Raw genomic sequence first — 22,949 nt, 5'->3', positions numbered from 1 at the left:
GCACTGATGGCCGACATCCCAGACGATGCGGTCGTCGGGGGTGTCGAACACGTGGTGCAGGGCGACGGTGAGCTCGACCACGCCGAGCCCGGAGCCGAGATGGCCGCCGGTGATCGAGACCGCGTCGATCATCTCGGCCCGAACCGCGTCCGCCACCGCCTGCAGCTCCGATTCGGGAAGCTGGCGCAACGCAGCCGGCTCCGGGACACGGTCCAGCAACGCTGAGTGCTCAGAGGATATTGCCAAGGATCGCATCCGCTCGTTCGAGTGTGGCGACGGCCCGGTCATGCGGGGTCCCAGGAGAGGATCCTGGCCGTCCCGACGCCAGCACCCGGGGGCGCGCGTTCATGCTAGAACCGACCCGTCCGCCGCTGTCATGATAGTGCCAGGTACGGACGATCGCCGGCGCGATCAATGTCCGATCGGCGATTTTTTCAGTTACGTGCCCTTACCGCCACATGAGGTCCGCTCTTGAGCCCGGCTCGTCTGTGCACAATTTTGCTCATGCTGGCGATTACGTCCAGCGGCCAAGCTTATGCCGGGCCGCGCCCGCCGGACGGCAACCTCGACTTCCCGTGCAACTTCCTGGGCGCCTGCCCGGAGCGGGTCTCCCCCGGCGGCCCCGACCGCGACGCGCGGCCGTTCAGCCGCAGCCTCGGCCGACCCTGCGCCTGGCGCGAGCGGCCGACCCCGGAGGGCCCCCGGCGGGTGCGGGTATGCTGGTGAGGCCGCTCCGGGGGCCTTTTGCCGCGGCGCTCGCCTTCCTGGCCCTGGCGGGCTCGGCCGAGGCCGAGGTCACCTGCCCGGCCCTGTTCGCCAATGGCCTGGCGCCGGTCCTGACCAACTCGAAGCTCGCCGCCCGCACGGTGCCGCTGTGCTTCGAGGCCTTCGCGGTGCTTCATTCGGGGGTGACGCGCACGCCGCTCTATTCCGCCGAGCACCTCACCCGGGCCAGCGTCGCCGAGGCCCGCAAAGTCGCCCGGGACGACGCGTTCCACGAGGAGACGCGCCTGCCGGAGGCCGAGCGCGCGTCGCTGGAGGATTACGTCCGCAGCGGCTTCGACCGGGGCCACCTCGCCCCGGCGGGCGACATGCCGACCTTGAGCGCCCAGGCCGAATCGTTCAGCCTGGCCAACATCGTGCCGCAGAACCGGGTGCTCAACCGCGGGCTCTGGGCCGATATCGAGGAGGGCACGCGGCGGCTGGCGAGCCGGCGCGGCTCAATCTTCGTGGTCACCGGGGTAATATTTTCCGGGGACGCGGTGCAGCAGATCAAGGGCGGCGTGCTCGTGCCCACCCAGCTGTTCAAGGCGCTCTACGACCCGGCGAGCGGCGAGGCCGGGGCTTACCTAGCCCGGAACGACGAGTCGCGGGACTGGCGCGCGGTCTCGATCGTCGACCTCACCCGCGAAGCCGGGATCGACGTGTTCCCGAACCTCCCGGTCACCGCCCGGGCCAACGCCATGACCCTGCCGGATCCCCATGCCGGGGCGCGCGCGGAGGGGCATCGGCCCCGGTCCGAGCCGAGCTGGCAGGACTGGCTGAGCCGCGAGATCAACCGCGCCGTGCGCAAGTTCCTGCGCGATCTGATGCGCTCGATTTTCTGAGAGGGACCATGCCAGAGGACAAGCCGAGCCGCCGGAAGCCCAAGGCGGACGCGTTCGAGCCCTTCGCCGACGATGCGGCGGTGCGCAATATCGGCGCCCTCAGCTTCGAGAACGGCACCGACCGAATCGCCCTGCACGGATCCCTGGACCTGACCAAGGACAAAGCCGGCCTCGCCCAGGCGCGCCTGCTCCGGGCGACCCTCGACGCCATCGTGAAGGCCCTGGAGGCCGGCGACCTGCCCGAGGCGGTGGCGGACGCACCGGACGCCGCGCCTCAATCGGTGGCCAATCCCTTCGCCTGAGCGCGCGACGGGCAGCGTCGCATCCTTGCCGCTGCCCGGCGGGCCTGATACTCGGTCGGCGACATTCTTATATCGTGGGGAACGCGCGTACAGGACGGGTCGACGACCCCGGGCCTGCCCCGTGCCGCTGGCACGCACCGCGCACACCCCACCAACGCGCCGAGGACGTTCCGCGATGGCTCGCGAATTCATCTACCACATGCGGGGACTCACGAAGTCCTATCTGGGCGGGAAGAAGGTCCTGGAGGACGTCAACCTGTCGTTCTACCCGGACGCCAAGATCGGCGTGCTGGGCATCAACGGCTCGGGCAAGTCGACCCTGCTCAAGATCATGGCCGGCATCGACACCGAGTGGACCGGCGAGGGCTTCGTCGCCCAGGGCGCCCGGGTCGGCTACCTGCCGCAGGAGCCGCAGCTCGATCCGAACAAGTCGGTCCGCGAGAACGTGATGGAGGGCGTCGCCGAGAAGCAGGCGCTGCTCGACCGCTACAACGAACTCGCCATGAACTATTCCGAGGAGACCGCCGACGAGATGACGGCGCTCCAGGACAAGATCGAGGCCCTGAACCTCTGGGAGCTCGATTCGAAGATCGACCAAGCCATGGAGGCGCTGGGCTGCCCGAGCGACGAGCAGCCGGTGGCGACCCTGTCGGGCGGCGAGCGCCGCCGCGTCGCCCTGTGCCGCCTGCTCCTGTGGGAGCCGGAGCTGCTGCTCCTCGACGAGCCGACCAACCACCTCGACGCCGAGACGGTGAACTGGCTCGAAGGCCACCTGAAATCCTATCCGGGCGCGATCCTGATCGTGACCCACGATCGTTACTTCCTCGACAACGTCACCAGCTGGATCTTGGAGCTCGATCGCGGCCGGGGCATCCCGTACGAGGGCAACTACTCCGCCTGGCTGGTGCAGAAGCAGAAGCGGCTCCAGCAGGAGGGCCGCGAGGACATGGCCCGCCAGCGCTCGATCGCCCGCGAGCAGGAGTGGATCGCCGCCTCGCCGAAGGCCCGGCAGTCCAAGTCCAAGGCCCGCATCACCCGCTACGAAGAGCTGGTCGCCAAGCAGAACAACAAGGTCGACGCCGCCGCGCAGATCGTCATCCCGATCGACGAGCGGCTCGGCAACAACGTCATCGAGTTCGAGCACCTCAACAAGGCGTTCGGCGACCGCCTGCTGATCGAGGATCTCTCGTTCAAGCTGCCGCCGGGCGGCATCGTCGGGGTGATCGGCCCCAATGGCGCCGGCAAGACCACCCTGTTCAAGATGATTACCGGCCAGGAGAAGCCCGACGGCGGCAAGATCTCCATCGGCGAGACCGTGCATCTCGGCTACGTCGACCAGTCGCGCGACGCCCTCGATCCGAACGCCACGGTCTGGCAGGAGGTCTCGGGCGGCAACGACATCATCTATTTCAACAAGCGCGAGATCAACTCCCGCGCCTATTGCGCGGCCTTCGCGTTCAAGGGCGGCGACCAGCAGAAGAAGGTCGGCACCCTGTCGGGCGGTGAGCGCAACCGCGTCCACCTGGCCCGGACCCTGAAGGGCGGCGCCAACGTGCTGCTGCTCGACGAGCCGACCAACGACCTCGACATGGAGACCCTGCGCGCCCTTGAGGATGCGCTGGAGGATTACGCCGGGTGCGCGGTGATCATCAGCCACGATCGCTGGTTCCTGAACCGCATCGCCACGCACATCCTGGCCTTCGAGGGCGACAGCCACGTCGAGTGGTTCGAGGGCAACTTCTCGGATTACGAGGCCGACAAGATGCGCCGGCTCGGCGCGGACTCGCTGATGCCGAAGAAGATCAAGTACAAGAAGTTCTCCCGGTAAGGATCGGTCCCGGCCTTCGGGCCGGGACGCGCCGCGCGTGGCGCTAGCTGGCGTGCAACGGGGCTCGCCGTACCTTACGGCGCCCGTCCAACCCAATCCCTTCGTCCGAATCGCGCTCAGCGCGCCGCGAGGGAGCCTTCAAGGGATCGCGCGGCTGTCTAGAGACCACCTCCGAGGCCTCCGCTTCGCGTCGGCACCGCGGGATGAAGCTGGGCGACGTCGTCAGAAGACCTGTCAGCCCACCCGCGCCCGCGCCGCATCCAGCATCGCCGCCAGGCTCTCCGGCAAGGGTATCGCCGGCGTCCAGCCGGTGGCGGCCATGAAGGCCGAGGGATCGCAGCCCTGGCTGCGTACCCCCGTGGGCCGGGTCCGGTCGGGCTCCACCTGCACGGTGAACGCCGCATCGGTCAGGCCGCGGAACGCGTCGAGGATCGCCGAGACCGGCGTCACGATCCCCGTGCCCACGTTGTAGATGCCGCCGTCCGGCAGTTCCTCGACCCGGTCGAGGACGCGCAGGCACGCCGCCGTCACGTCCGACACGTCGATGAAGTCGCGCCCTGCGGCGAGGTCGCCGACCGCCAGGGTCGGCGGGGCCAGGCCGCGCTCGATGCGGGCGATCTGGCCGGCGAAGGAGGCGGCCGCGAAGGTCTCGCTCTGGCCGGGTCCGATATAGTTCGCCGGCCGCAGCACGAGGTGCTTCACGCCGGCATTGGCGAGCACGTCGCGCAGGATGTACTCGCAGGCGCTCTTGGTCCGGCCCGAGATGGTGTCGGGCCGGGGGGTCACCGCCTCGTCGGGCCGGGGCTTGTCGCGGAACGCCGCGCCGTAGACGACGGTCGAGCTCAGGAACACCAGGGTCGCCCGGGTCCGCGCCACCGCCTCGGCGAGGTTGAGGGTGCCGAGGAGGTCCGCCCGCCAGGCATAGGCCGGCGTCTCGCTCGACCGCGCCACGGAGGCGAGGGCCGCGAGGTGGAACACGACGGTCGGGTCGAAATCCGCCACCGCCGCGTTGAGCGTGTCGGCCTCGAACGGATCGACATCGAGGAGGGTGACGCCGTCGAGCGGCGGCTGCGGGTGCCGATCGATGCCGAGGATCCGGCGCCCCTCGGGACGGTCCCGTCGCAGCGCCTCGAGCAGGCGTCGGCCGAGAAAATCGCCCGCTCCGGTGACGAGGACGCGCATGAACCCTGCCCTTCCCCGGCCCGCCGGGATCGATCCGACGCCTCTATAGCGTGTTCGCCGGCGATGCGAGCGGAGTGGACGGCCGGACGGACCTCACGGGCCTGAGAAAACGTACCGACGCCCAAGCCCCCGCTCGGTCATTCCGGGGCGCCGCAGGCGAACCCGAAATCCGGAACTCCCGACGGTGCATTGCCTGACTCCACCCGTGTTACCGGACTCCGCTTCCCCACCCAGGAGCGACAAAGTGGTTTACTTTGCCTGCGTGACACCGCTGACCGACAGGTCGATCTGAGCCGCCAGGATATTCTCGCGACAAAATTGTTCGGCGCGCGGATCCAGGTCCGGTAGGGGTATCGGCACCGCCGGGCGCCCATGACGTCGTATCGGGCGACCAGCGTCGCTCCATGGCCGTGGCGCGTCGCGCGGACACAGGCGCGTGAGCGGCGCAGTCTGTCCCCGCATTCCGGCGCCGAGAGACTATGATTGCTCCGATTCCGAAAAGCGGGTGTTCCGGTGATGGCTGCGTGAAGAGCCTCGACGATTTCGGGCGCGTGCCCTTCGGCGCCATGGCATCTTCGCCGCGGCCCGTGCGCGCGTCGGTGCCGGAACCCGCGCCGAGAAATCCCGTCCGGGACGCGCGGGTCGACGTGCTGCGCGGCTTCGCGCTGCTGATGATCTTCATCGACCACATCCCGCGCAACGCGCCGGCGTCGTTCACCCTGCACAATCTCGGCTTCTCGGACGCGGCCGAGATCTTCGTGCTGCTGGCCGGGTACTCGTCGATGGTGGCCTATGGCGGCCTGTTCGGTCGGGCCGGCATACGGGCGACCCTGGTGCGGATCGGCCGGCGCTGCCTGCGGATCTACCTGTTCCAGGCGGGGCTGCTGCTCGCCACCCTGGTCATCGTCCGGATCTGGATGGATCTCACCGGGCTGACGCCGCGCTTTGGCGTTGCGCCGCTGCTGCAGATGGGGCTGCTGCCGGGGCTGCTGCGCGGGCTCGCCCTCAACGCGCTGCCCAACTACCTCGACATCCTGCCGCTCTACATCCTGCTGCTGGCCCTGTTCCCGGCTATCTATTTCGGGATGCGGCGCGGGATCTGGGGCGTGCTGGCGCTGTCCGGGACGCTGTGGCTCGCCGCCAATGTCGACCACACCCTGAACCTGCCCAACGCTGCCGCGGTGGATGACGGCTGGTACTTCAACCCCTTCGCCTGGCAGTTCCTGTTCGTAATCGGGGCGGCGCTGGCGGTGGCGGTCCGGGCCGGCGACGGTCTCCTGCCCTGGCGGAACTGGGCCGCGGCCCTGGCCTTCGCCTACCTGGCCTTCGGGCTGCTGCAGGGCGGCTCCTGGGGGGAGTGGGGCCTTCCGGACCTCCGGCCGCTGGCGATCGCGGGGCCGGACAAGAGCCATGTCGGGCCGCTGCGCCTGCTGCACATCCTGGCCCTGACCTACCTGATCTTCAGTGCACCCGCCATGCGGCGCCTCTCCGGGTGGCGGCCATTGCGGCTGATCGATGCCTGCGGCCGGCACTCCCTGGAGATCTTCGCCGCCGGCTGCCTGGCGGCGCTGATCGGGCGGATCCTCTACCGCACCTTCGACGCGACCTGGCCGCTCCAGATCGCGGTCAACCTCACCGGGCTGGCGCTGATGCTGGGTCTCGCCAAACTCCTCGACGCCCGCGCTGAGGCCCGGCGCCGCTGAGGGATCCTCGGAACAGACCCCTGCCGAGACCCGTTTCCGCACCCGATATCGGGCACCGGAGCGATCGAAAAAAATGCCGCGGATGCGCCGCAAGGGCGATCTCCCGGAGAAGGTGTGCGCCCAGTGCGGGCGGCCATTCGCCTGGCGCAAGAAGTGGGAGCGCGTCTGGGACGAGGTCCGCTACTGCTCGGACCGCTGCCGGGCCGAGTCGCGGAAAGCGGGGGCGAAGGGCTGAGGCTCAGGCGCCGCCCGCGGCCTTCAGCGCATCCGACGTGTCGATGTCGAGGGCGGTCGCCGCATCGCCCGGGATCTCCAGGATATCGGACCGGTCCTTGAGCAGCGGCCCGGCGCCGCGGTCGCCGGTGAGCCGGGCGATATCGGGTGCCAGGCGGCGCAGGTTCAGGAGCACCGGATTTCCGCGCCGGCCATCCTGGATCGGGACAACAGCCGCCACAGCCTTCGACGAGCTTGCGAAGGCAACGGCCAGGCGCTCGATATGCGCTTCGCCGATCCGCGGCATATCCCCGAGCACGACCACGGCCGCTTCGCACGATTGCGGCAGGGCGGCCAGGCCCGCACGCAGCGAGGTGGACAGCCCAGCGCGGAAATCCGGGTTCTCAACGACGATCAGATCGAGCCCCGCCAGCGCCGTCCGAACCGCATCGGCATGTGCGCCCAGCACGACGACCACCGGCCGCGGCCGGGCCGCCAGTGCAGCCTCGGCGGCATGACGGACCAGCGGTCTTCCGTCGAACAGCGCCAGCATCTTGGGCTCGGAACCGAACCGGGTGCCGAGGCCCGCGGCGAGCAGGACCGTCCCGACCTCAGGCATCGACATCCGAGGCCTTGCCGCCGGCCCGGGGCTGCGGCCTCGAGACGATCTCCATCAGCAACCCGCCGACCCCCAGGGCGACGATGTCGGCCCGGGTCACGGGCAGGTCCGCCAGCAGGCGGTGCAGGATCCAGTCGAAGCCGTTCTCCTTGGGCGAGCGCGCGCAGCCCGGCGCTCCGATCACCGGCACACCCGCCCGGCTGCCGACTAGCAGCAGGTTCCCGGGATCGACCGGCATGCCGAGATGCTCGACCAACCCGCCGGCCGCCGCGATGCCGGCTGGGATCACGTCGCGCCGGTCGGCGATGGCTGAGGCGCCGAACACGACGACGAGATCGGCCCCGGCGCCGTCGATGGTATCCCCGAGCGCCGCCGCCACGGAGTCGGCCGTATGTGGCACTCGATCCTCGCGGACGATGTCGGCCCCCGCCGGGGCGAGGCGCTCCGCCAGGACCCGGAGCGTCTTGTCGATGGTCGCCTCTTTGAGGCTCGGCAGGCGGGTCGAAACCACGGCGATACGCCGCCGCCGATAGGGCGCCACGGCGAGCCCACCGGCCGTATCGGCCGCGCAGGCCCGGGCCAGCACCGCCCCCGCCACGGCGTAGGGAATGATCTTCACGGTGGCGACCATCTCGCCCTCGACCACCGGCTTGAACGGCGGCAAGGTCGCCACCGTCACAGCCTCGTCGACGGCGTTGACCGCATCGATCCGGGCCGGCGCCAGGGTGAGCACCCCGGCGGTCTCGGCGAACAGGTTGCAGCGTCCGGTGAACGGAGCCTCCACGCGCAGGTTTGGCCCGCGCAGATGCGTGGCGAGCCGTGCCGCGGCGTCATCCTCGCCGACATCGCCGGGCTCGAGGGCGGCCGCCACGATCTCCGACAATCCGGCCTGCGATAGGCCGCTGGCAACGTCCTCCGGGATGACTGCGCCCTTGCGCAGGGTGATGCCGTCGCGCCGGACCGTATGGGCGCTGATCAGACCGGCCGCCTCGGCGACCGGCACGGGGCCGAACCTCACGCGACCTCCGGGCGGGGGACCCGACGGAGCGCCGCCACGATCTCGGCCAGCACGGCGAGCGCGATCTCGGCCGGGCTGACCGCCCCGATGGCGAGCCCGATCGGCGCGCGGATCCGGCCGATCTGCTCGGGCGAGAACCCGGCCCCCACGAGCCGGGCGGTGCGGGCCGCGTGCGTCTTCCGCGACCCCAGCGCGCCGATGTAAAAACACTCGGCCGTGAGCGCGGCCTTCAGCGCCGGGTCGTCGATCTTGGGGTCGTGGGTCAGGGCGGCCAGCGCGCAGTAGCGGTCGAGGGGCGGCACGCGGTCGCCGAAGGCGGCGTCGGGCCATTCGGCCACAAGCTCGACGCCCGGGAAGCGGTCCGGGCTGGCAAAGGCCGTGCGCGGGTCGATCACGGTCAGCGCGAGGTCGAGCCCCGCCGCCATGGGGGCCATCGCCTGCGAGATGTGGACGGCGCCGATCACCACGAGGCGCACCGGCGGGACCTGCACGGTCAGGAACGTCTGCCGCCCGTCGATCTCGACGAGACCGCTCTTGCCCGAAGCCAGATGCTTGCGCAGCACCTCCGCCAGGGGATCGGCGGCGATCTCGGCCTCGCGGACGAGGCGCTGGGTCCCGTCCGCCAGGTCGGTGACCAGGATCGTGGCCCGGCGCGCGGCGCGCTCGGCGTTCAGGATCTCCAGGGTCTCGGTGCGCATCAGTCGACCCGCTCGACGAAGACGCGAATCCGGCCGCCGCAGGACAGCCCGGCCCGCCACGCCGTCTCGTCGGCGACGCCGAATTCCAGGATACGGGGCGCTCCGGCCTCGATCACCTCGATTGCCTCGGTGATCACGGAGCCCTCGACGCAGCCGCCCGAGACGGACCCCAGAAAGTTGCCCTCGGCATCGACCACGAGATGGCTGCCCACGGGCCGCGGCGCCGAGCCCCAGGTCTCGATCACAGTGGCGAGCGCCACGGCGCGCCCGTCCCGCCGCCAGGAGGAGGCGGCGGCGAGGATATCTGTATCGGTGCTGAGCATGGCCCTCGAGACCTCGGCCGGCGGGTGCCCCCCGCACGCCTCAGGTATGGCCCGTGCGCCGCCGTGCAAGGCGCAGCGGCGTCGATCTCCAGCGCGCCTTGGCCGATCGGCGCGCGGGTGCGATAACGGACCAGCCCCCCGCATCCGTCGCCCCCATGTCCGCCCCGATGACACGGCCCCTCCGCCGCCAGTGCCGGCCCCGCCTTGGCGGGCGGTTCATGCGCGGGCGTGCGAGCCCGTGAACGCCCCCGATCCCGGCCTGGGGCGCGCCCTGCGGGCAAACCCGCCACGACCGCGCTCGGCACCGCACCGGCTGTGGAAGCGCCTAAGCCGGTGGATCGGCGATGCGTTGCCGAAGGGGCTCTACGCCCGATCGCTGATCATCATCATCGCGCCGGTGGTCCTGCTCCAGTCGGTGATCGCCTACACGTTCATGGAGCGGCACTGGCAGCTCGTGACCAAGCGCCTGTCCGCGGCGGTGACCGCCGACGTCGCTGCGCTGATCGACATCTATGAGAGCTATCCGCAGGACCGGGACGCCGAAACGTTGTCGCGCATCGCGGCCGAGCGGCTGAACCTCGACCTCGACATTCTCAAGGGCGCCAAGCTCCCCGCCCCGGGGCCGCGGCCGTTCTTCTCGATCCTGGACGAGGCGCTCTCCGACGAGATCCGGCGCCAGATCCGCCGGCCGTTCTGGATCGACACGGTCGGCCGCTCGAACCTGATCGAGATCCGGGTCTCGATCCCCGATGGGGTGATGCGGATCACCGCGCGGCGCAGCCAGGCCTACGCCTCGAATTCGCACATCTTCCTGGTCTGGATGATCGGCTCGTCGCTCGTGCTGCTCGGCGTCGCGATCCTGTTCCTGCGCAACCAGATCAAGCCGATCCTGCGGCTCGCCGCGGTGGCGGAAGGGTTCGGCAAGGGCCGGGAGATCGAGTTCCGGCCCCGGGGGGCCCGGGAGGTGCGCCAGGCCGGCCACGCCTTCATCGAGATGAAGCGGCGCATCGAGCGGGCCATGGAGCAGCGCACGACGATGCTCAACGGTGTGAGCCACGACCTGCGCACCATCCTCACCCGCTTTCGCCTGTCCCTGGCGCTGGTCGAGCAGACCAGCGAGATCGAAGATCTGAGCCGCGACGTCGATGAGATGAGCCGGATGCTGGAGGGCTACCTCGCCTTTGCGCGCGGTGATTCCGCGGAGCCCGCCACCCCCACTGACATGCGGACCCTCCTGGAGGATCTCCGCAGCGACGTGGAGCGCCTGGGCGCCCATGTCTCGGCGGTGGATCTCGCGGGCGCCCCCGAGGTCACGGTGCGCCCGGGCGCCTTCCGGCGCTGCCTGTTCAATCTCGCGGCCAACGCCGCCCGCTACGGCGAGACGGTGGCGATCTCCGGACGGCTGGAAGCCCGCGCCTTCTACGTCTCGATCGACGATGACGGTCCGGGGATCCCGCCGGAGAGCCGCGAGGAGGTGTTCAAGCCGTTCGTGCGCCTGGACGATTCCCGGCAGGATGCAGGCGGATCCGGGCTCGGGCTGGCGATCGCCCGGGACATCGCCCGGGCTCATGGCGGCGACATCGCCCTGCAGGAAAGCCCGCTCGGCGGCCTGCGGGCGACGGTCCGGGTGCCGGCCTGAAGCCCTCTCAGGCGTCCGCCGGCCCGCGCAGGCGCTGGATCTCGGATTGGGTGTTGCGGATGAGGTGGTCGATGCTCGCCGCGTCGAGGCCGGCGCGGCCGAGGCGCTCGCGCAGGGCCGCCTCGCCGTTCCAGGCGTAGCCCGCATCGTTGGGCAGATGGCGCTGCAGCAACGGGCTGACCACGCTCTCCCGCCGGAAGGCAGGATGCCGCAGCAGGCGGCCGATCTGCGCCGTCAAGATATCAAGCGGCGATACATTCCGGCCATTCCCATTCCACGTTACGGCTGATTGGCGCATACAGGTGCATCCTCGTGGAAAGCCAGTATCCGCCCAAATGCTTGCACTTCGGTGAGTGGCCGGAGGATCCGGCGAAAATCTCGTCGCCGCGGGGTCCCAACCTTTGCGGCAGGGTGGTATGCAGGCCTGACGCCCACGAGCCGCGGCCCACCGCGCGCCGGATCCGAGTGCCCGATATGAACCCGCTGGTCCCCCTGTTCATCCTGCTTTCCCTGCCGTTGGCGGCGATCGGTCTGGTGCTTTATACCGACACGGGCATTGAGCCGGCCCTGTTCTACGCTGCGGTGAAGACTTTCGTGATCCTGGGCGCAATCGCCGTGGCGATGTCGTTCGGCGCGATGAAGCTGGCCGAGCGCACCAAGCACTAAAACGGTCGACCCCGCGGAGAGCGCGATGTTGCACGTCGTTCCGGCCTTCTCGCGCATCGGCGAGGAGAACGCGTTCGCGGTGCTGGCCCGGGCCCAGGCCCTGGCCTCCCAGGGTCGGGACGTCATCAATCTCGGTATTGGCCAGCCCGACATGCCGACGCCCGCCCACGTGGTCGAGGCCGGCATCAAGGCCCTGCGCGACGGGCACCACGGCTACACGCCGGCCGTGGGCATCCCGGGCCTGCGCGAGGCGGTAACCCGCGACATCCATCGCCGCCACGCCGTGGAGGTCTCGCCCGATTCCGTGATGATCGTGCCGGGCGGTAAGGTCACCATGTTCATGGCGATCCTGATGTTCGGCGAGCCCGGCGCCGAGATCCTGTATCCGGATCCGGGATTTCCGATCTACCGCTCGATGATCGAGTTCACGGGGGCGACGCCGGTACCGGTGCCGATCCGCGAGGCGAACGGCTTCGCCTTCTCGTCCGCCGAGACCCTGGCTTTGATCACGCCCAGGACCCGCCTGCTGATCGTCAACTCGCCGGCCAACCCGACCGGGGGCGTGACGCCCAAGGCCGAGATCGACGCCCTTGTGGCAGGGTTGGCAGATCACCCCGACGTGGCCGTGCTGTCGGACGAGATCTACGGCACGATGACGTATGACGGCGCGGCGCATCACTCGCTGCTGAGATACGAAGCGATCCGCGACCGCCTGATCTATCTCGACGGCGCGTCCAAGACCTACGCGATGACCGGCTGGCGGCTCGGCTGGTCGGTCTGGCCGAAGCCGCTCTACGACGCGGCCCGGAAGCTCGCGGTCAACGCCCATTCCTGCGTAAACGCCGCCACCCAATGGGCCGGCATCGCGGCGCTCGACGGGTCGCAGGATTGCGTGGCCGAGATGGTCGCCGAGTTCGACCGCCGCCGGGCGATCGTGGTGGATGGCCTGAACGCCCTGCCGGGCGTGTCCTGCATCGCCCCGAAGGGCGCGTTCTACGCTTTCCCCAACATCTCGCAGACCGGCTGGAAGGCCAAGCCCCTGGCCGCGACCCTGCTCGAAGAGGCCGGCGTTGCGGTGATTGGGGGCCCCGATTTCGGCGTCCATGGCGAGGGCTACATCCGCCTGTCCTACGCCAACTCGGCGGAGAACATCCGCCGGGCGCTGGAGCGGATGGGGCAGTTTCTGACCGAGCGTAAGCCGGGCTGATTCCGGGGACGGCCGTCCTCAACCCCCTCTCAACCTGACAGGCTGTGAGTCTTTCGATCGACAGACGGGCTTACATGCGAGGACGAGGCTCAGGCCCCCTCTCCCGCACGGGAGAGGGGGCCTGAGCCTCGTCCTCGAAGGATTTTAAAAACTCACAGCCTTCGAGGCCCGCTGGCGCGGGCACCTCAGGATGAGGGGCTGGGTGGGACGACGGGACGGACGTCAGGATTTCCCCGCCCGCTTCTCGATCCAGCCGGCCAGCCAATCGGCGATGTCGAGGCTGTTCTTGTCCTGCATCAGCATGTGCGAATTGCCGTGGATGCCGATCTCCGGCAGCAGGATCAGCTCGGCCCGGCCACCGGCCGCATTCGCCGCCGCCACGAAGCTGCGGCATTGCTTCAGCCGGGGCGCCCAGCGGGGCGAGGCGTCGACGAAGTCACCGAACAGGACCAGGATCGGCAGGTCCTTGTAGGGGGCGAGGTCGTCCTTGGCCGGGTCCGGGCAGGCGGCGGGCTCGATCGCAACCAGCGCGCGGATGCCGGTGCGGTCGAGCGCGGCGGTCTGGAACGGGTAGATGCCCGATTGCGAGTGCGAGACCAGCACCGCCCCCTTGAGCCGCTTGGCGAGCTCCGAGAGGCCCGGCACGGTCGGGTTCGGCACCGGCAGGGCGGCGGACCAGTCGGCGACCATCTGCTTCCAGAACTCGCCCTGGGCCTCCAGGGGAAATTGCATGCCTGGGAAAACCTTCGGGTATTCGGGGCCGAACCGGAAGATCGCCCAGGCGGGCTCGCGCCCGGCGGAGAAGACCGGCGGCAGCGTCTCGGCCTCGGCCTTGCCCATCTTGACCGCGTCGATCTGGGCCGGGCTGATCGCCGATCGCCCGCGCCAGGCCTGGTCGATCACGTAGGTCGGGAAGCCGCGGCGGACGAAGAACTCATCCCAGCCCATGCGGCCGTCCGGCGTCGTTTCCCAGGTCTTGCCGGTCAGGCAGCAGCCGTGGATCAGCACCAGAGGCGGCCGGACCGGGTCCACGGGGATCTGATAGCGGACATAGACCTGATCGACCGTGATCGTCCCCGACGGCGCGTAGGCCGGCAGGGTCGAGAGCGTGTCCGACTGGACGTCGCGACCGCCGACGAAGAAGCTGCCCTGGCCGGCGAGCGTCAGGGGACCGGGGCCCGAGTCGGCGGCAAGAACGGGTGCGCTCATCGCGGTCAGGCCTCCGACCAGCAGGGCTCCGGCAAGCCGGTAGGCGGCCCGTCGCGCGCGGCACGGAGCAGGCAATGGCAGCGTCGGCATGGAACGTCCCGGCCTTAAGCGGCCGGGACGCGTCCGCCCGGATCACCGCCCGGAAAGGCTAGCACGAAGCTCGGCCGTCGCGGGAGATCCGTAGCCGGAAATGAAGGTCGTTCAGGCGGGGATGTCGCGCTCGATCCGGGCTGTCGCCTCGCCGGGCACGTCGAGGGCTTCGGCCAGCATCTTCAAGAACTGGCGTTCCTGGAGCGTATCGGGATCGATCGCGAGCCGGGCCGCCGTGTAGATCCGCGCCGCCGCATCGGGATCATTCACCCGCTCGGCAATCTCGTCGATCTCGGCGGGGCTCTCCAGTTCGCGTTCGAGCCAGGCCCGCCCATCGGAATCGAGGCCGGCCCCGGCCACGGCTGCGTCGAGGCGCTTGCGCTCGGCCGTGTCGACCATGCCGTCCGCGATGGTGGCGGCCACCATCGCCCGCAACATCAGCCGCGCCTCGTCCTCGTCGACCTTGGAGAAGTCCGGGCCGCCCTTTTCCGGCGGCGCGGCCCCGCGCAGGGCCCGGTAGGCGAGCCCACCGATCAGCGCGAGACCGCCCAAAGCCGCGCTGGCGGCGATCCCGCTGCGCCGGGCGCGCACCAACGCGTCGACGACCTGTCTGCTATCCGCCATGTCCATCCTCCCGGGTTCATTCCGAATCGGATCGGAAACCCCCGGGAGGCGGCCAAGTTCAGGCGCAAGTTTCAGGCGTCGGCTTCGTCGTCCTCGTCCGCCTCGTCGATATCGACCAGGAAGACGATGTCGGCCTCGTCCTCGTCCTCCTCCTCGGCGGTGTCGCCGCCGGCATGGTGCTTGTCGTCGGTGAATTCGCCCTCGCCGTCATCCTCGGCGAGCGCGTCCTCGAAGATCTCGATCTCGTCCTCGGTAGCGGCCCGGATCTTGAGGGGCGAGGTGCCGTTCCAGAGCGGCTTGCCCTCGCTCGTCATCGTCCGGATGTCTTCCTTGAAGCCTTCGCAGGTGAAGAGGTCCTTGGCGGACGCCTCGTCGCTGTTGATCACCGCTACGGCGGTGCCCTCGATCTCGAGCGTGAACATGGCCGGCATCCTTCTCGTAACCGTCCTTGGGCGCGCCCGGTCAGCGGGATCGCGCACGGGTGCGACGCACCGCCCCGGGGAGAAACGCTTCAGGCTTTCCCCGGCGACCATGAGCGCCGCGCGCGGATGCTGTAGGGGTGAACCGGACGCCCGCCAAGCCCGTCTCCGCCACGCCGCCGCGAAAGCCGTGGCGCGAATCCTGCCGGGCGGCCGGGATCGTGAAACCGCACGGGAAGAAGGATCACCGCGGATGCGGATCAGGCTCGGCTGCGAGATGCGCTACGCCTTCCCCTATCCGGTGCCGATGGTGGTGATGCTGAACGTGCATCCCACCCGGGCGGACGCGCTGGAGGCCCCCGACACGCTGCGCACCGATCCGCCGGTGCCGGTGGATCTCTACCGGGACGGCTTCGGCAATCTCTGCGGCCGGCTGACCGCGCCGGCGGGGGGCTTCACCATCGGGACCGACGCGGTGATCGCCGACGCGGGAGACCCGGACCCGGTGCATCCGGACGCCGAGCAGCATCCGATCGAGGCGCTCCCGGCGGAGACGATCGTGTTCCTGCTGCCGAGCCGCTACTGCGAATCGGACCTGCTCGCCGACGAGGCCTGGCGCCTGTTCGGCCATATCGAGCCGGGCTGGGGCCGGGTGCAGGCGGTCTGCGACTTCGTGCACGACCACATCGCGTTCGGCTACGAGTTCGCCCACGGCGACCGCACCGCCCAGGACGCCTATGCCGGCGGGCGCGGGGTCTGCCGGGACTTCACACATCTGGCCGTGGCCTTCTGCCGCGCCCTCAACGTGCCGACCCGCTACTGCACCGGCTATGTCAGCTTCATCGGCGAGCCCGAGCCGCACCCGGCCGGCGATTTCGCCGCCTGGATGGAGGTCTATCTCGGGGGGGGCTGGCACGTCTTCGACCCACGCAACAACAGCCCGCGGATCGGCCGGGTGATGGTCGCCTACGGCCGCGACGCCGCGGACGTCCCACTAACCCACACGTTCGGCCCCAATCCCCTCGTCGGCTTCCGCGTCTGGGCCGACCGGATCGACCACCTCGACGCCGCCGGCGACACGCCGGTCCTGCCGGAGGAACCCCTGCCGCCGCAGAGCATGGCGACCCGGACGGGCTGAGCGCCGAGTCCGACGCTCACACCCCGGCGCCGCGGGCGATGGCGCGCTTGACCACGCCCTGAACCTCCGGGTTCGAGAGGAACAGGTCGTGGTTGATCAGGCCGCCGCCGTAATCGGAGGCGTCGGCGACGCGCACGCCCAAGGCCTCGAGCTTGGCGCGGTCGGCTGCGCCGGCTCGGACGCCGCCGGCCAGCGCGGCAGAGAGTTCGAGCGCACGGTCGTTGGTCGACGAGATCACGGTGATCTTCGACACGTCGGGCCCGAGCCGGGCGACGCCGTTCGAGAACAGGTCGAAATCGATGTCGGGGGCGGCCAGCACCACCGCGCCGATGCGCGACATCGCCGCCTCGCCGGCCTCGGCGCGCAGCATCCGGATGGTCTCGAGGGTGAGCAGCGTGCCCATCGAATGCGCGACGATGTTGATGCGCCCGCCGCTCGGCGAGGCGGCAAGCGCCTTCAGCAGGTCCTCGAAGGCGTCGCGCGACCAGAGCGCGCTCTCGCGGTCGTAATTGTAGTCGAGGGTGGCGGCGGCCGACGGCCAGGTGAACAGGCCCGAGACGCCCCGGAACCGGATCCCGTCCGACAGGCGGGCCGCGCTGACGGCGGCGGATTCGAACGATTCCCGGTAGCCGTGGACGTAGATCAGCACGTCGCGGCCGAGCGCCGCCTGCGCGAAGGCTTCCGCGGCCGCCGGCCCGGTCTCGGTCTTGGGCACGGCCCCGATAGTCCAGTCGCCGGTGATCACCGCCGAGACCTTGCCGAGCAGGGAGCGGTCGGGCGGCGACAGGCGCACCTCCGCGAAGCTCAAGCCGCGCCCGCGCTCGGAATTGAAATATGGCGGCCGGGGTGGCGTGCCGACCGGCTTGCGCGTGGTGGCCACCAGCAGCACCGGCATGACGTCCAAGGCCGATTGCTTCTCGGGCAGGCTCCCGGACGCGCCGAGATCGTCGGTGACGCAGGCGCCGAGGGACGGGGCGAGCCCCGCCGCACCCGCGAGGGCGCCGATCCGGAGGAGTGCGCGGCGTGAGACGGTGTGGCTCGACATGATCCGGGTGCGTTCGGGCGGGGTGCCAACCGTCGCGCAGGATCGTGACCATGGCGGGGCACGATCACCCCCCGGTGCTGTGGAGTACGGGTAATCAGCGCTTCGTGGTGCGGCGGACACAGGCGGAGCACCGGGCCAGCTCCGTGCCGGCGATATCCTCTCGACGGCGGCGCCGAGCGTCGCCATGAAGGGTTCATGACGCCGTCCATCGACATCGAGAGCCTGCGCGAGCGCCTGCTGCGCGGCGACCGCGCCGCCCTGGCCCGGGCGATCACCCTGGCGGAGTCGAAACGGCCCGACCACCGGGCGCTCGCCGCCGCGCTGATCGATTCGGTCCTGCCGGAGACCGGCAAGGCGATCCGGGTCGGCATCACCGGCGTGCCCGGCGTCGGTAAGTCCACGACGATCGACGCCCTCGGGTCGAACCTGACGGAGGCCGGCCACAAGGTCGCGGTGCTGGCGGTGGACCCGTCCTCGTCGCGCACCGGCGGCTCGATCCTCGGCGACAAGACCCGGATGGCCCGGCTCGCCCACGATCCAAAGGCGTTCATCCGCCCCTCCCCGTCCTCGGGCACGCTCGGCGGCGTCGCCGCCAAGACCCGCGAGACCATGCTGCTCTGCGAGGCGGCGGGGTTCGACGTGATCCTGGTCGAGACGGTCGGCGTCGGGCAATCGGAGACCGCGGTCGCCGACCTCACCGACTTCTTCCTCGTGCTGATGCTGCCGGGGGCGGGCGACGAGCTTCAGGGCATCAAGAAGGGCATCCTGGAACTCGCCGACATGATCGCGGTCAACAAGGCCGATGCCGGCGAGGCCGAGCAGCGGGCCAACGCCGCCGCCTCGGAATACCGCGCCGCCCTGCACATCCTCACCCCCGCCTCGGCGACCTGGACGCCGCCGGTGGTGACGATCTCGGGTTTCCACAACCTGCGCCTGGACGCGCTCTGGGCGAAGATCGTCGATCACCGGGAGAAGCTCACCGCCACCGGAGAGATCCAGGCGAAGCGCCGGACCCAGGATGTGAAATGGATGTGGGCTCTCGTCCACGAGCGCCTTCACCAGCGCCTCGTCGGCTCGCCGGAGGTCCGGCGCAGCACCGCGGAGGCCGAGGCCGGCGTTGCCCGGGGCGAGACCTCGCCGGCCGCGGGCGCGGCCGCGATCGCCGAGCTGATCGGCCTCTGAGGCACGCCGGCCCCGTTCTTCGATAAGGGGCGGCCGTTTACCCTGATCGACACCAGGCCGACCGAGACGCAGAAAATCGCCGGGGCGCGGTGCGCAAACCCAGTCTCGCGCGTTCGGTGCACGACGAGGAATCCTGCGGCACCTCCTCTCGTACCGGTGCCGCGGTCACGTCGAGGAGAGTGTTATGGTGGATACGGATCGGATCGTCGGCGGCGCCAAGGAAGCCCTCGGCAAGGTTCAGGGCACGGCCGGCGACTTCGTGGGCTCGAACCGGGACTCGGTGGAAGGCCGGGTTCGCGATGTCCAGGGCCAGGCCCAGAACGCCTACGGGCAGGTCAAGGACAAGGCCCGGGACATCGCCGACAAGGCGAGCGACTATGCTGGCGACGCCTATGGCCGGGCCGGCGATGTCGCAGGCGACGCTTACGAGCGGGGCGGCTCCTACCTGCGCGAAGGCCGCGCCGCGGTCGGCGCCCGGGTCGAGGAGAACCCGCTGGTCGCACTGCTGATCGCCGGCGCGGTCGGCTACGGCATCGCCCTGCTGTTCCACGGGCGCCGCTGATCCGAAGCGGCCTCGCCGTCTTGTCGGCGAGGCCGCCCCCTACGGTCTTACTGCGCGGTCCAGCCGCCATCCATGCTGATATTGGCGCCCGTGATCTGGCTCGCGGCATCCGAGCACAGGAACACCGCCAGCGCCGCCACCTGATCGACCGTGACGAATTCCTTGGTCGGCTGCGCCTTCAGCATCACCTCCTCGATCACCTGCTCCTTGGTCAGGCCCCGGGCCTTCATGGTGTCGGGAATCTGCGCCTCCACCAGCGGCGTCCAGACATAACCCGGCGAGATGCAGTTCACCGTGATCCTGTGCGGCGCGAGCTCCAGGGCCGCCGCCTTGCTCAGCCCGCTGATCCCGTGCTTGGCCGCCACGTAGGCGGACTTGAACGGCGAGGCGACCAGCGAGTGCGCCGAGGCGGTGTTGATGATCCGCCCCCAGCCCCGGGCCTTCATGCCGGGGATCGCGGCGTGCATCGCGTGGAACGCCGAGGACAGGTTGATCGCGATGATCTGCTCCCACTTCTCCGGCGGGAACTCCTCGATCGGCGCGACGAACTGGATGCCGGCATTGTTGACCAGCACGTCGACGGCGCCGAACGCGGCCTCCGCCTCCCGCACCATCTCGGCGACCGCCTCGGGCTTGCTCATGTCTGCCGCCGAGTAACGCGCCGCCACACCGTATTCGCGCTCGATCCCGGCGCGGGTCTCCTCGATGGCCTGCGCGTCTCCGAAGCCGTTGATCACCACGTTGGCCCCCTGCGCCGCGAGGGCGCGGGCGATGGCGAGGCCGATGCCGCTGGTGGATCCGGTGACGAGGGCGGTCTTCGACGTAAGGGTCATGGAACCTCCTGAGCAGCGTCCGAACGGTGTTTCCGGCGGTCGAACCGAAACGACGCGCCAAGATGCGCGCGTTCGGGATCGTCACGACGGTCCTGCCTCAAGGCTCGCGCGAAATCGACCCTCCCGGAGCGCCCGCCGCCGAAGCCGGTATCGGTTCGGCCGCGCCGTCACGCGCTTCGACCGCATTGCCCGGGAGCTGCGCCGGGAAGGCGAGCTCCACCCGCAATCCGGGCCCGTTGTCGGAGAGCCGCAGCGTCCCCCGATGCAGCCGCACCACCGCGTTGACTAGGCTGAGTCCGAGCCCGAAGCCCGGCCGCGAGCGCGCATCCTCCAGCCGGACGAAGCGGCCGAGCACCCGGGCACGCTCGGCCTCTGGGATGCCCGGCCCGTGATCGGCCACGATGAGCCGAACCGCGTCACCCACGCGCTCGGCCTCCACGCTGACCCGGGCCTGCGCCCCGTCGGCCCCGTATTTCAGGGCGTTGTCGATCAGGTTGGCGAACGCCTGGCCGATCAATTCGCGGTTGCCGGCAATGATCAGGCCGTCCTCGGCCTTCACGTCGAGGACCAGGCCCTGATCCTCGGCCACAGCCTCGTAGAGTTCTCCGACCCCCCGCACCGCCGCGCCGAGATCCACCGGCGCCAGGATCTCGCGGGCGCTGCCGGCCTCGAGCCGCGCGATCATCAGCAGCGCGTTGAACACCCGGATCAGCCCGTCACTCTCCTCGATCACCGCCTCCAGGGCGGCGCGCAACTCATCGGGGGACGCGGCCGTGCGCAGGGCCTCGTCGGCGCGGTTGCGCAGGCGCGTCAGCGGCGTCTTGAGGTCGTGGGCGATGTTGTCGGAGACCTCGCGCATCCCGCGCATCAATTCGCCGATCCGCTCCAACATCAGGTTGAGGCTCGCGGCGAGACGGTCCAGCTCGTCGCCATTGCCGGCGACGTAGAGCCGCCCGTCGAGATCCCCGGCCATGATCGCCCGGGTCGTCTGGGTCATGGCGTCGACCCGGCGGAGGACCCGGCTCGCGGCCAGCCAGCCGCCGATCACGCCGAGCAGCACCACCGCGGCCAGCGAGGTGCCGAAGGCCCGGCCGATCACGGCGCGCAAGCGGTCGCGTTCCTCAGTGTCGCGGCCGACGAGCAGCCGAAACCCGCCCGGCAGCGTGAACACGCGCACGATCGCCCGATGGGGCTCGACATCCGAATCACCCCGGCCGTAGCGCGTCTCGCTCTGGCCCGGATTGGCCAGCACCGCGGCGGGGACGTAGCCGACATTGCCGACGACATGCTCGCCGCTCGCCGTGGTCACCAGATACAGGGAGGCGCCCGGTTCCCGGGATCGGCGCTCGACCACGGTGATGAGCCGGCGCAGGCCCCCGGCATTGTACTGCTCGGACAGACCGTTGATCTCGGCATCGATGGTCGAGACGATCTGGTCGTCCAGGACCGCCCGGGCGTTCCAGGCGACATAGCCGAGCGCCAGGAAAGCGCAGAGCGCGAAGATCGCCAGATAGGCGAGCGACAGCTTGAACGCGGTGGTGCGGAACAGTTTCTGGATGCGCGCCCCGACGGTCTCGCGGGGGATCGGCTCGACCGTGAGGCCCGCGCTCACCCGGTGGCGCCCTCGTCGAAGCGCAGCACATAGCCGGCGCCCCGGACCGTGTGGATGATCGGCGAAGCGAATCCCTTGTCGAGCTTGCCGCGCAGGCGTGAGACGTGAACGTCGATGACGTTGGTCTGGGGATCGAAGTGATAGTCCCAGACATGCTCGAGCAGCATCGTCCGGGTCACCACCTGGCCGGCATGGCGCATCAGATATTCCAGCAGGCGGAATTCGCGCGGCTGCAGCAGGATCTCCCGGCCGGCCCGGGTCACCCGATGCGACAGGCGGTCGAGTTCGAGATCGCCGACCCGGTAGCGGGTCTCCTCCGCGGCCCCCGAGCCGACTTGCCGCCGGGCCAGCGCCTCGGTGCGGGCGAGCAGCTCGGAGAAGGCGTAGGGCTTCGGGAGGTAATCGTCGCCGCCGGCGCGCAGCCCCTTCACCCGGTCGTCGACCTGGCCGAGCGCCGACAGGATCAGCACCGGCGTGGTGACATGCTGCTCGCGCAGGGAGCGGATCAGCGACAGGCCGTCGAGCTTCGGCAGCATCCGGTCGACGATCAGGACATCGTAGGCGCCCTCCCGGGCGAGCGCGTAGCCGTCGAGCCCGTCATGGGCGCTGTCGGCGACATGCCCGGTCTCCCGGAACGCCTTGACCAGATAGGCCGCCGCCTCCCGGTCGTCCTCGATGATCAGAAGTCGCATGGACCCAGTCCATAGCGCGGCCGGGGAACCGGGGGAACGTCGCTCTGTCACGGGATTCATACTGGCCCCCCTCCCCTCTCGGCCGGACTGAGCGGGCCGGGACCGTTGGGGCGGGTCTCGGCCCGCTCCGAAGCCGAAGACCTCGGAGGGGACGAGGTCGAATGACGGCTCCGGCCGCGGGCGGCGAAAAGACCCTGGCAGCGTCGCAATTACCGGATGATCGCGGCCGGATGACTTCGCGGTAAGGATACACACAGGCTGAAAGCACGCGGAAAACGCGAACAGGCCGCCCCGGTGAGGGCGGCCTGTTCGCGTTCGCTGATCGTGATCGAGGGAATGGTGTGATTGCGTTGTGCGGGTCTGGCGGCGACCGACTCTCCCGTGCCTTGAGACACAGTACCATGGGCGCTGGCGTGTTTAACGGCCGAGTTCGAGATGGGATCGGGTTCTGGGCACGCCGCTCAAGCCACCAGACCGGCGCAACGCAATTCTTTTGGCACTTGGCGGCGCAGGGTGCTGCGACGTCAGGTGTTTTGTT

26 protein-coding genes and 1 rRNA gene are annotated in these 22,949 nt (G+C 70.0%); 12 read left to right on the top strand and 15 right to left on the bottom strand.

The window, feature by feature from the left end; genetic code table 11:
• The coding region (locus AKJ13_RS28680) for a 1-deoxy-D-xylulose-5-phosphate synthase N-terminal domain-containing protein (protein WP_280137136.1) at positions 1 to 255 on the bottom strand (255 nt) is incomplete at its 3' end.
• A gap of 249 nt (positions 256 to 504) precedes the next feature.
• Between AKJ13_RS28680 and AKJ13_RS28675 the strand changes: the two genes are divergently transcribed.
• The 4 genes from AKJ13_RS28675 (at position 505) to ettA (ending at position 3,737) form a co-directional block, all read left to right on the top strand.
• Entirely contained in the window at positions 505 to 726 is a 222-nt protein-coding gene (locus AKJ13_RS28675) for a hypothetical protein (protein ID WP_050736361.1), read from the top strand.
• Positions 717 to 1,607 carry a DNA/RNA non-specific endonuclease gene (locus AKJ13_RS28670; RefSeq protein WP_050736360.1) on the top strand — a complete coding sequence of 297 codons (891 nt, stop codon included), beginning with the start codon at positions 717 to 719 and terminating at the stop codon, positions 1,605 to 1,607. The genes AKJ13_RS28675 and AKJ13_RS28670 overlap by 10 nt, the downstream gene beginning before the upstream one ends.
• Before the next feature lie 8 nt (positions 1,608 to 1,615).
• On the top strand, positions 1,616 to 1,909 hold the full coding sequence (locus AKJ13_RS28665) for a hypothetical protein (protein WP_050736359.1): 294 nt from the start codon (positions 1,616 to 1,618) through the stop codon (positions 1,907 to 1,909).
• 175 nt (positions 1,910 to 2,084) lie between these two features.
• Entirely contained in the window at positions 2,085 to 3,737 is a 1,653-nt protein-coding gene (gene ettA / locus AKJ13_RS28660) for an energy-dependent translational throttle protein EttA (protein WP_007559036.1), read from the top strand.
• 234 nt (positions 3,738 to 3,971) lie between these two features.
• Here the strand turns inward: ettA and AKJ13_RS28655 are convergent, their stop codons facing one another.
• Entirely contained in the window at positions 3,972 to 4,919 is a 948-nt protein-coding gene (locus tag AKJ13_RS28655; protein ID WP_050736358.1) for an NAD(P)-dependent oxidoreductase, read from the bottom strand.
• 524 nt (positions 4,920 to 5,443) lie between these two features.
• Between AKJ13_RS28655 and opgC the strand changes: the two genes are divergently transcribed.
• Positions 5,444 to 6,622: an OpgC domain-containing protein gene (gene opgC, locus AKJ13_RS28650; RefSeq protein WP_144426429.1), complete on the top strand. Its 1,179-nt coding sequence runs from the start codon at positions 5,444 to 5,446 to the stop codon at positions 6,620 to 6,622.
• A 73-nt stretch (positions 6,623 to 6,695) separates the two neighbouring features.
• The gene (locus AKJ13_RS30050; RefSeq protein WP_200905719.1) at positions 6,696 to 6,857 is read left to right on the top strand and encodes a DUF2256 domain-containing protein; all 162 of its coding nucleotides are present in this window, start codon (positions 6,696 to 6,698) and stop codon (positions 6,855 to 6,857) included.
• A 3-nt stretch (positions 6,858 to 6,860) separates the two neighbouring features.
• Here the strand turns inward: AKJ13_RS30050 and AKJ13_RS28645 are convergent, their stop codons facing one another.
• The 4 genes from AKJ13_RS28645 to AKJ13_RS28630 are packed head-to-tail and all read right to left on the bottom strand — an operon-like array spanning position 6,861 to position 9,493.
• Positions 6,861 to 7,454, bottom strand: coding sequence for a nucleotidyltransferase family protein (locus AKJ13_RS28645; RefSeq protein WP_082317184.1), 594 nt, complete (start codon positions 7,452 to 7,454; stop codon positions 6,861 to 6,863).
• A complete protein-coding gene (locus AKJ13_RS28640; protein ID WP_050736356.1) occupies positions 7,447 to 8,472 on the bottom strand; it encodes a molybdopterin-binding protein in 1,026 nt (341 codons plus the stop codon). The genes AKJ13_RS28645 and AKJ13_RS28640 overlap by 8 nt, the downstream gene beginning before the upstream one ends.
• Positions 8,469 to 9,170, bottom strand: a complete 702-nt coding sequence (locus tag AKJ13_RS28635; RefSeq protein WP_050736355.1) for an XdhC family protein — start codon at positions 9,168 to 9,170, stop codon at positions 8,469 to 8,471. The genes AKJ13_RS28640 and AKJ13_RS28635 overlap by 4 nt, the downstream gene beginning before the upstream one ends.
• Positions 9,170 to 9,493: an XdhC family protein gene (locus AKJ13_RS28630; protein WP_050736354.1), complete on the bottom strand. Its 324-nt coding sequence runs from the start codon at positions 9,491 to 9,493 to the stop codon at positions 9,170 to 9,172. Before AKJ13_RS28630 ends, AKJ13_RS28635 begins: the two co-directional genes overlap by 1 nt.
• A 271-nt stretch (positions 9,494 to 9,764) precedes the next feature.
• On the opposite strand from AKJ13_RS28630, the gene AKJ13_RS28625 reads away from it, so the two are divergent.
• On the top strand, positions 9,765 to 11,132 hold the full coding sequence (locus AKJ13_RS28625; RefSeq protein WP_244471782.1) for an ATP-binding protein: 1,368 nt from the start codon (positions 9,765 to 9,767) through the stop codon (positions 11,130 to 11,132).
• Between the two features lie 7 nt (positions 11,133 to 11,139).
• On the opposite strand, the gene AKJ13_RS28620 is transcribed toward AKJ13_RS28625, so the two are convergent.
• Positions 11,140 to 11,370 (bottom strand): hypothetical protein, encoded by a 231-nt coding sequence (locus AKJ13_RS28620; RefSeq protein WP_230368536.1) that lies wholly within the window; start codon positions 11,368 to 11,370, stop codon positions 11,140 to 11,142.
• Between the two features lie 236 nt (positions 11,371 to 11,606).
• Here AKJ13_RS28620 and AKJ13_RS28615 point away from each other — a divergent pair, with 236 nt between their 5' ends.
• Positions 11,607 to 11,798, top strand: coding sequence for a hypothetical protein (locus AKJ13_RS28615; RefSeq protein ID WP_007559018.1), 192 nt, complete (start codon positions 11,607 to 11,609; stop codon positions 11,796 to 11,798).
• A 25-nt stretch (positions 11,799 to 11,823) separates the two neighbouring features.
• The gene (locus AKJ13_RS28610; protein ID WP_050736353.1) at positions 11,824 to 13,005 is read left to right on the top strand and encodes a pyridoxal phosphate-dependent aminotransferase; all 1,182 of its coding nucleotides are present in this window, start codon (positions 11,824 to 11,826) and stop codon (positions 13,003 to 13,005) included.
• A gap of 222 nt (positions 13,006 to 13,227) precedes the next feature.
• Here AKJ13_RS28610 and AKJ13_RS28605 read toward each other — a convergent pair whose 3' ends face one another.
• The 3 genes from AKJ13_RS28605 to AKJ13_RS28595 form a co-directional block, all read right to left on the bottom strand.
• Positions 13,228 to 14,214, bottom strand: coding sequence for an esterase (locus tag AKJ13_RS28605; protein ID WP_244471781.1), 987 nt, complete (start codon positions 14,212 to 14,214; stop codon positions 13,228 to 13,230).
• A 201-nt stretch (positions 14,215 to 14,415) separates the two neighbouring features.
• Positions 14,416 to 14,928 (bottom strand): DUF533 domain-containing protein, encoded by a 513-nt coding sequence (locus AKJ13_RS28600; protein WP_050736363.1) that lies wholly within the window; start codon positions 14,926 to 14,928, stop codon positions 14,416 to 14,418.
• 71 nt (positions 14,929 to 14,999) lie between these two features.
• Positions 15,000 to 15,350, bottom strand: coding sequence for a hypothetical protein (locus tag AKJ13_RS28595; protein ID WP_007559011.1), 351 nt, complete (start codon positions 15,348 to 15,350; stop codon positions 15,000 to 15,002).
• Between the two features lie 250 nt (positions 15,351 to 15,600).
• Between AKJ13_RS28595 and AKJ13_RS28590 the strand changes: the two genes are divergently transcribed.
• Positions 15,601 to 16,485 (top strand): transglutaminase family protein, encoded by an 885-nt coding sequence (locus AKJ13_RS28590; RefSeq protein WP_050736351.1) that lies wholly within the window; start codon positions 15,601 to 15,603, stop codon positions 16,483 to 16,485.
• 16 nt (positions 16,486 to 16,501) lie between these two features.
• Here the strand turns inward: AKJ13_RS28590 and AKJ13_RS28585 are convergent, their stop codons facing one another.
• Complete coding sequence (locus AKJ13_RS28585; RefSeq protein ID WP_007559007.1) at positions 16,502 to 17,530, bottom strand: alpha/beta hydrolase; 1,029 nt, start codon at positions 17,528 to 17,530, stop codon at positions 16,502 to 16,504.
• A gap of 195 nt (positions 17,531 to 17,725) precedes the next feature.
• Between AKJ13_RS28585 and meaB the strand changes: the two genes are divergently transcribed.
• The gene (meaB, locus tag AKJ13_RS28580; RefSeq protein WP_050736350.1) at positions 17,726 to 18,712 is read left to right on the top strand and encodes a methylmalonyl Co-A mutase-associated GTPase MeaB; all 987 of its coding nucleotides are present in this window, start codon (positions 17,726 to 17,728) and stop codon (positions 18,710 to 18,712) included.
• Between the two features lie 184 nt (positions 18,713 to 18,896).
• A complete protein-coding gene (locus AKJ13_RS28575) occupies positions 18,897 to 19,274 on the top strand; it encodes a CsbD family protein (RefSeq protein ID WP_007559004.1) in 378 nt (125 codons plus the stop codon).
• Positions 19,275 to 19,321: 47 nt separating this feature from the next.
• On the opposite strand, the gene AKJ13_RS28570 is transcribed toward AKJ13_RS28575, so the two are convergent.
• The 4 genes from AKJ13_RS28570 to rrf form a co-directional block, all read right to left on the bottom strand.
• The gene (locus AKJ13_RS28570) at positions 19,322 to 20,107 is read right to left on the bottom strand and encodes a 3-hydroxybutyrate dehydrogenase (protein WP_050736349.1); all 786 of its coding nucleotides are present in this window, start codon (positions 20,105 to 20,107) and stop codon (positions 19,322 to 19,324) included.
• A gap of 97 nt (positions 20,108 to 20,204) precedes the next feature.
• Positions 20,205 to 21,719, bottom strand: coding sequence for a HAMP domain-containing sensor histidine kinase (locus tag AKJ13_RS28565; protein ID WP_082317183.1), 1,515 nt, complete (start codon positions 21,717 to 21,719; stop codon positions 20,205 to 20,207).
• Positions 21,716 to 22,411 (bottom strand): response regulator transcription factor, encoded by a 696-nt coding sequence (locus AKJ13_RS28560; RefSeq protein WP_050736348.1) that lies wholly within the window; start codon positions 22,409 to 22,411, stop codon positions 21,716 to 21,718. Before AKJ13_RS28560 ends, AKJ13_RS28565 begins: the two co-directional genes overlap by 4 nt.
• 358 nt (positions 22,412 to 22,769) lie before the next feature.
• A 5S ribosomal RNA gene (gene rrf / locus AKJ13_RS28555) occupies positions 22,770 to 22,885 on the bottom strand.
• Positions 22,886 to 22,949 lie beyond the last annotated feature (64 nt).

The sequence above is a fragment of the Methylobacterium sp. ARG-1 genome (assembly GCF_001262595.1).
GTDB classification, from domain to species: domain Bacteria; phylum Pseudomonadota; class Alphaproteobacteria; order Rhizobiales; family Beijerinckiaceae; genus Methylobacterium; species Methylobacterium brachiatum.
Note: the sequence above shows the minus strand (reverse complement) of the source record. Positions and strands in the feature narration are given on the sequence as shown.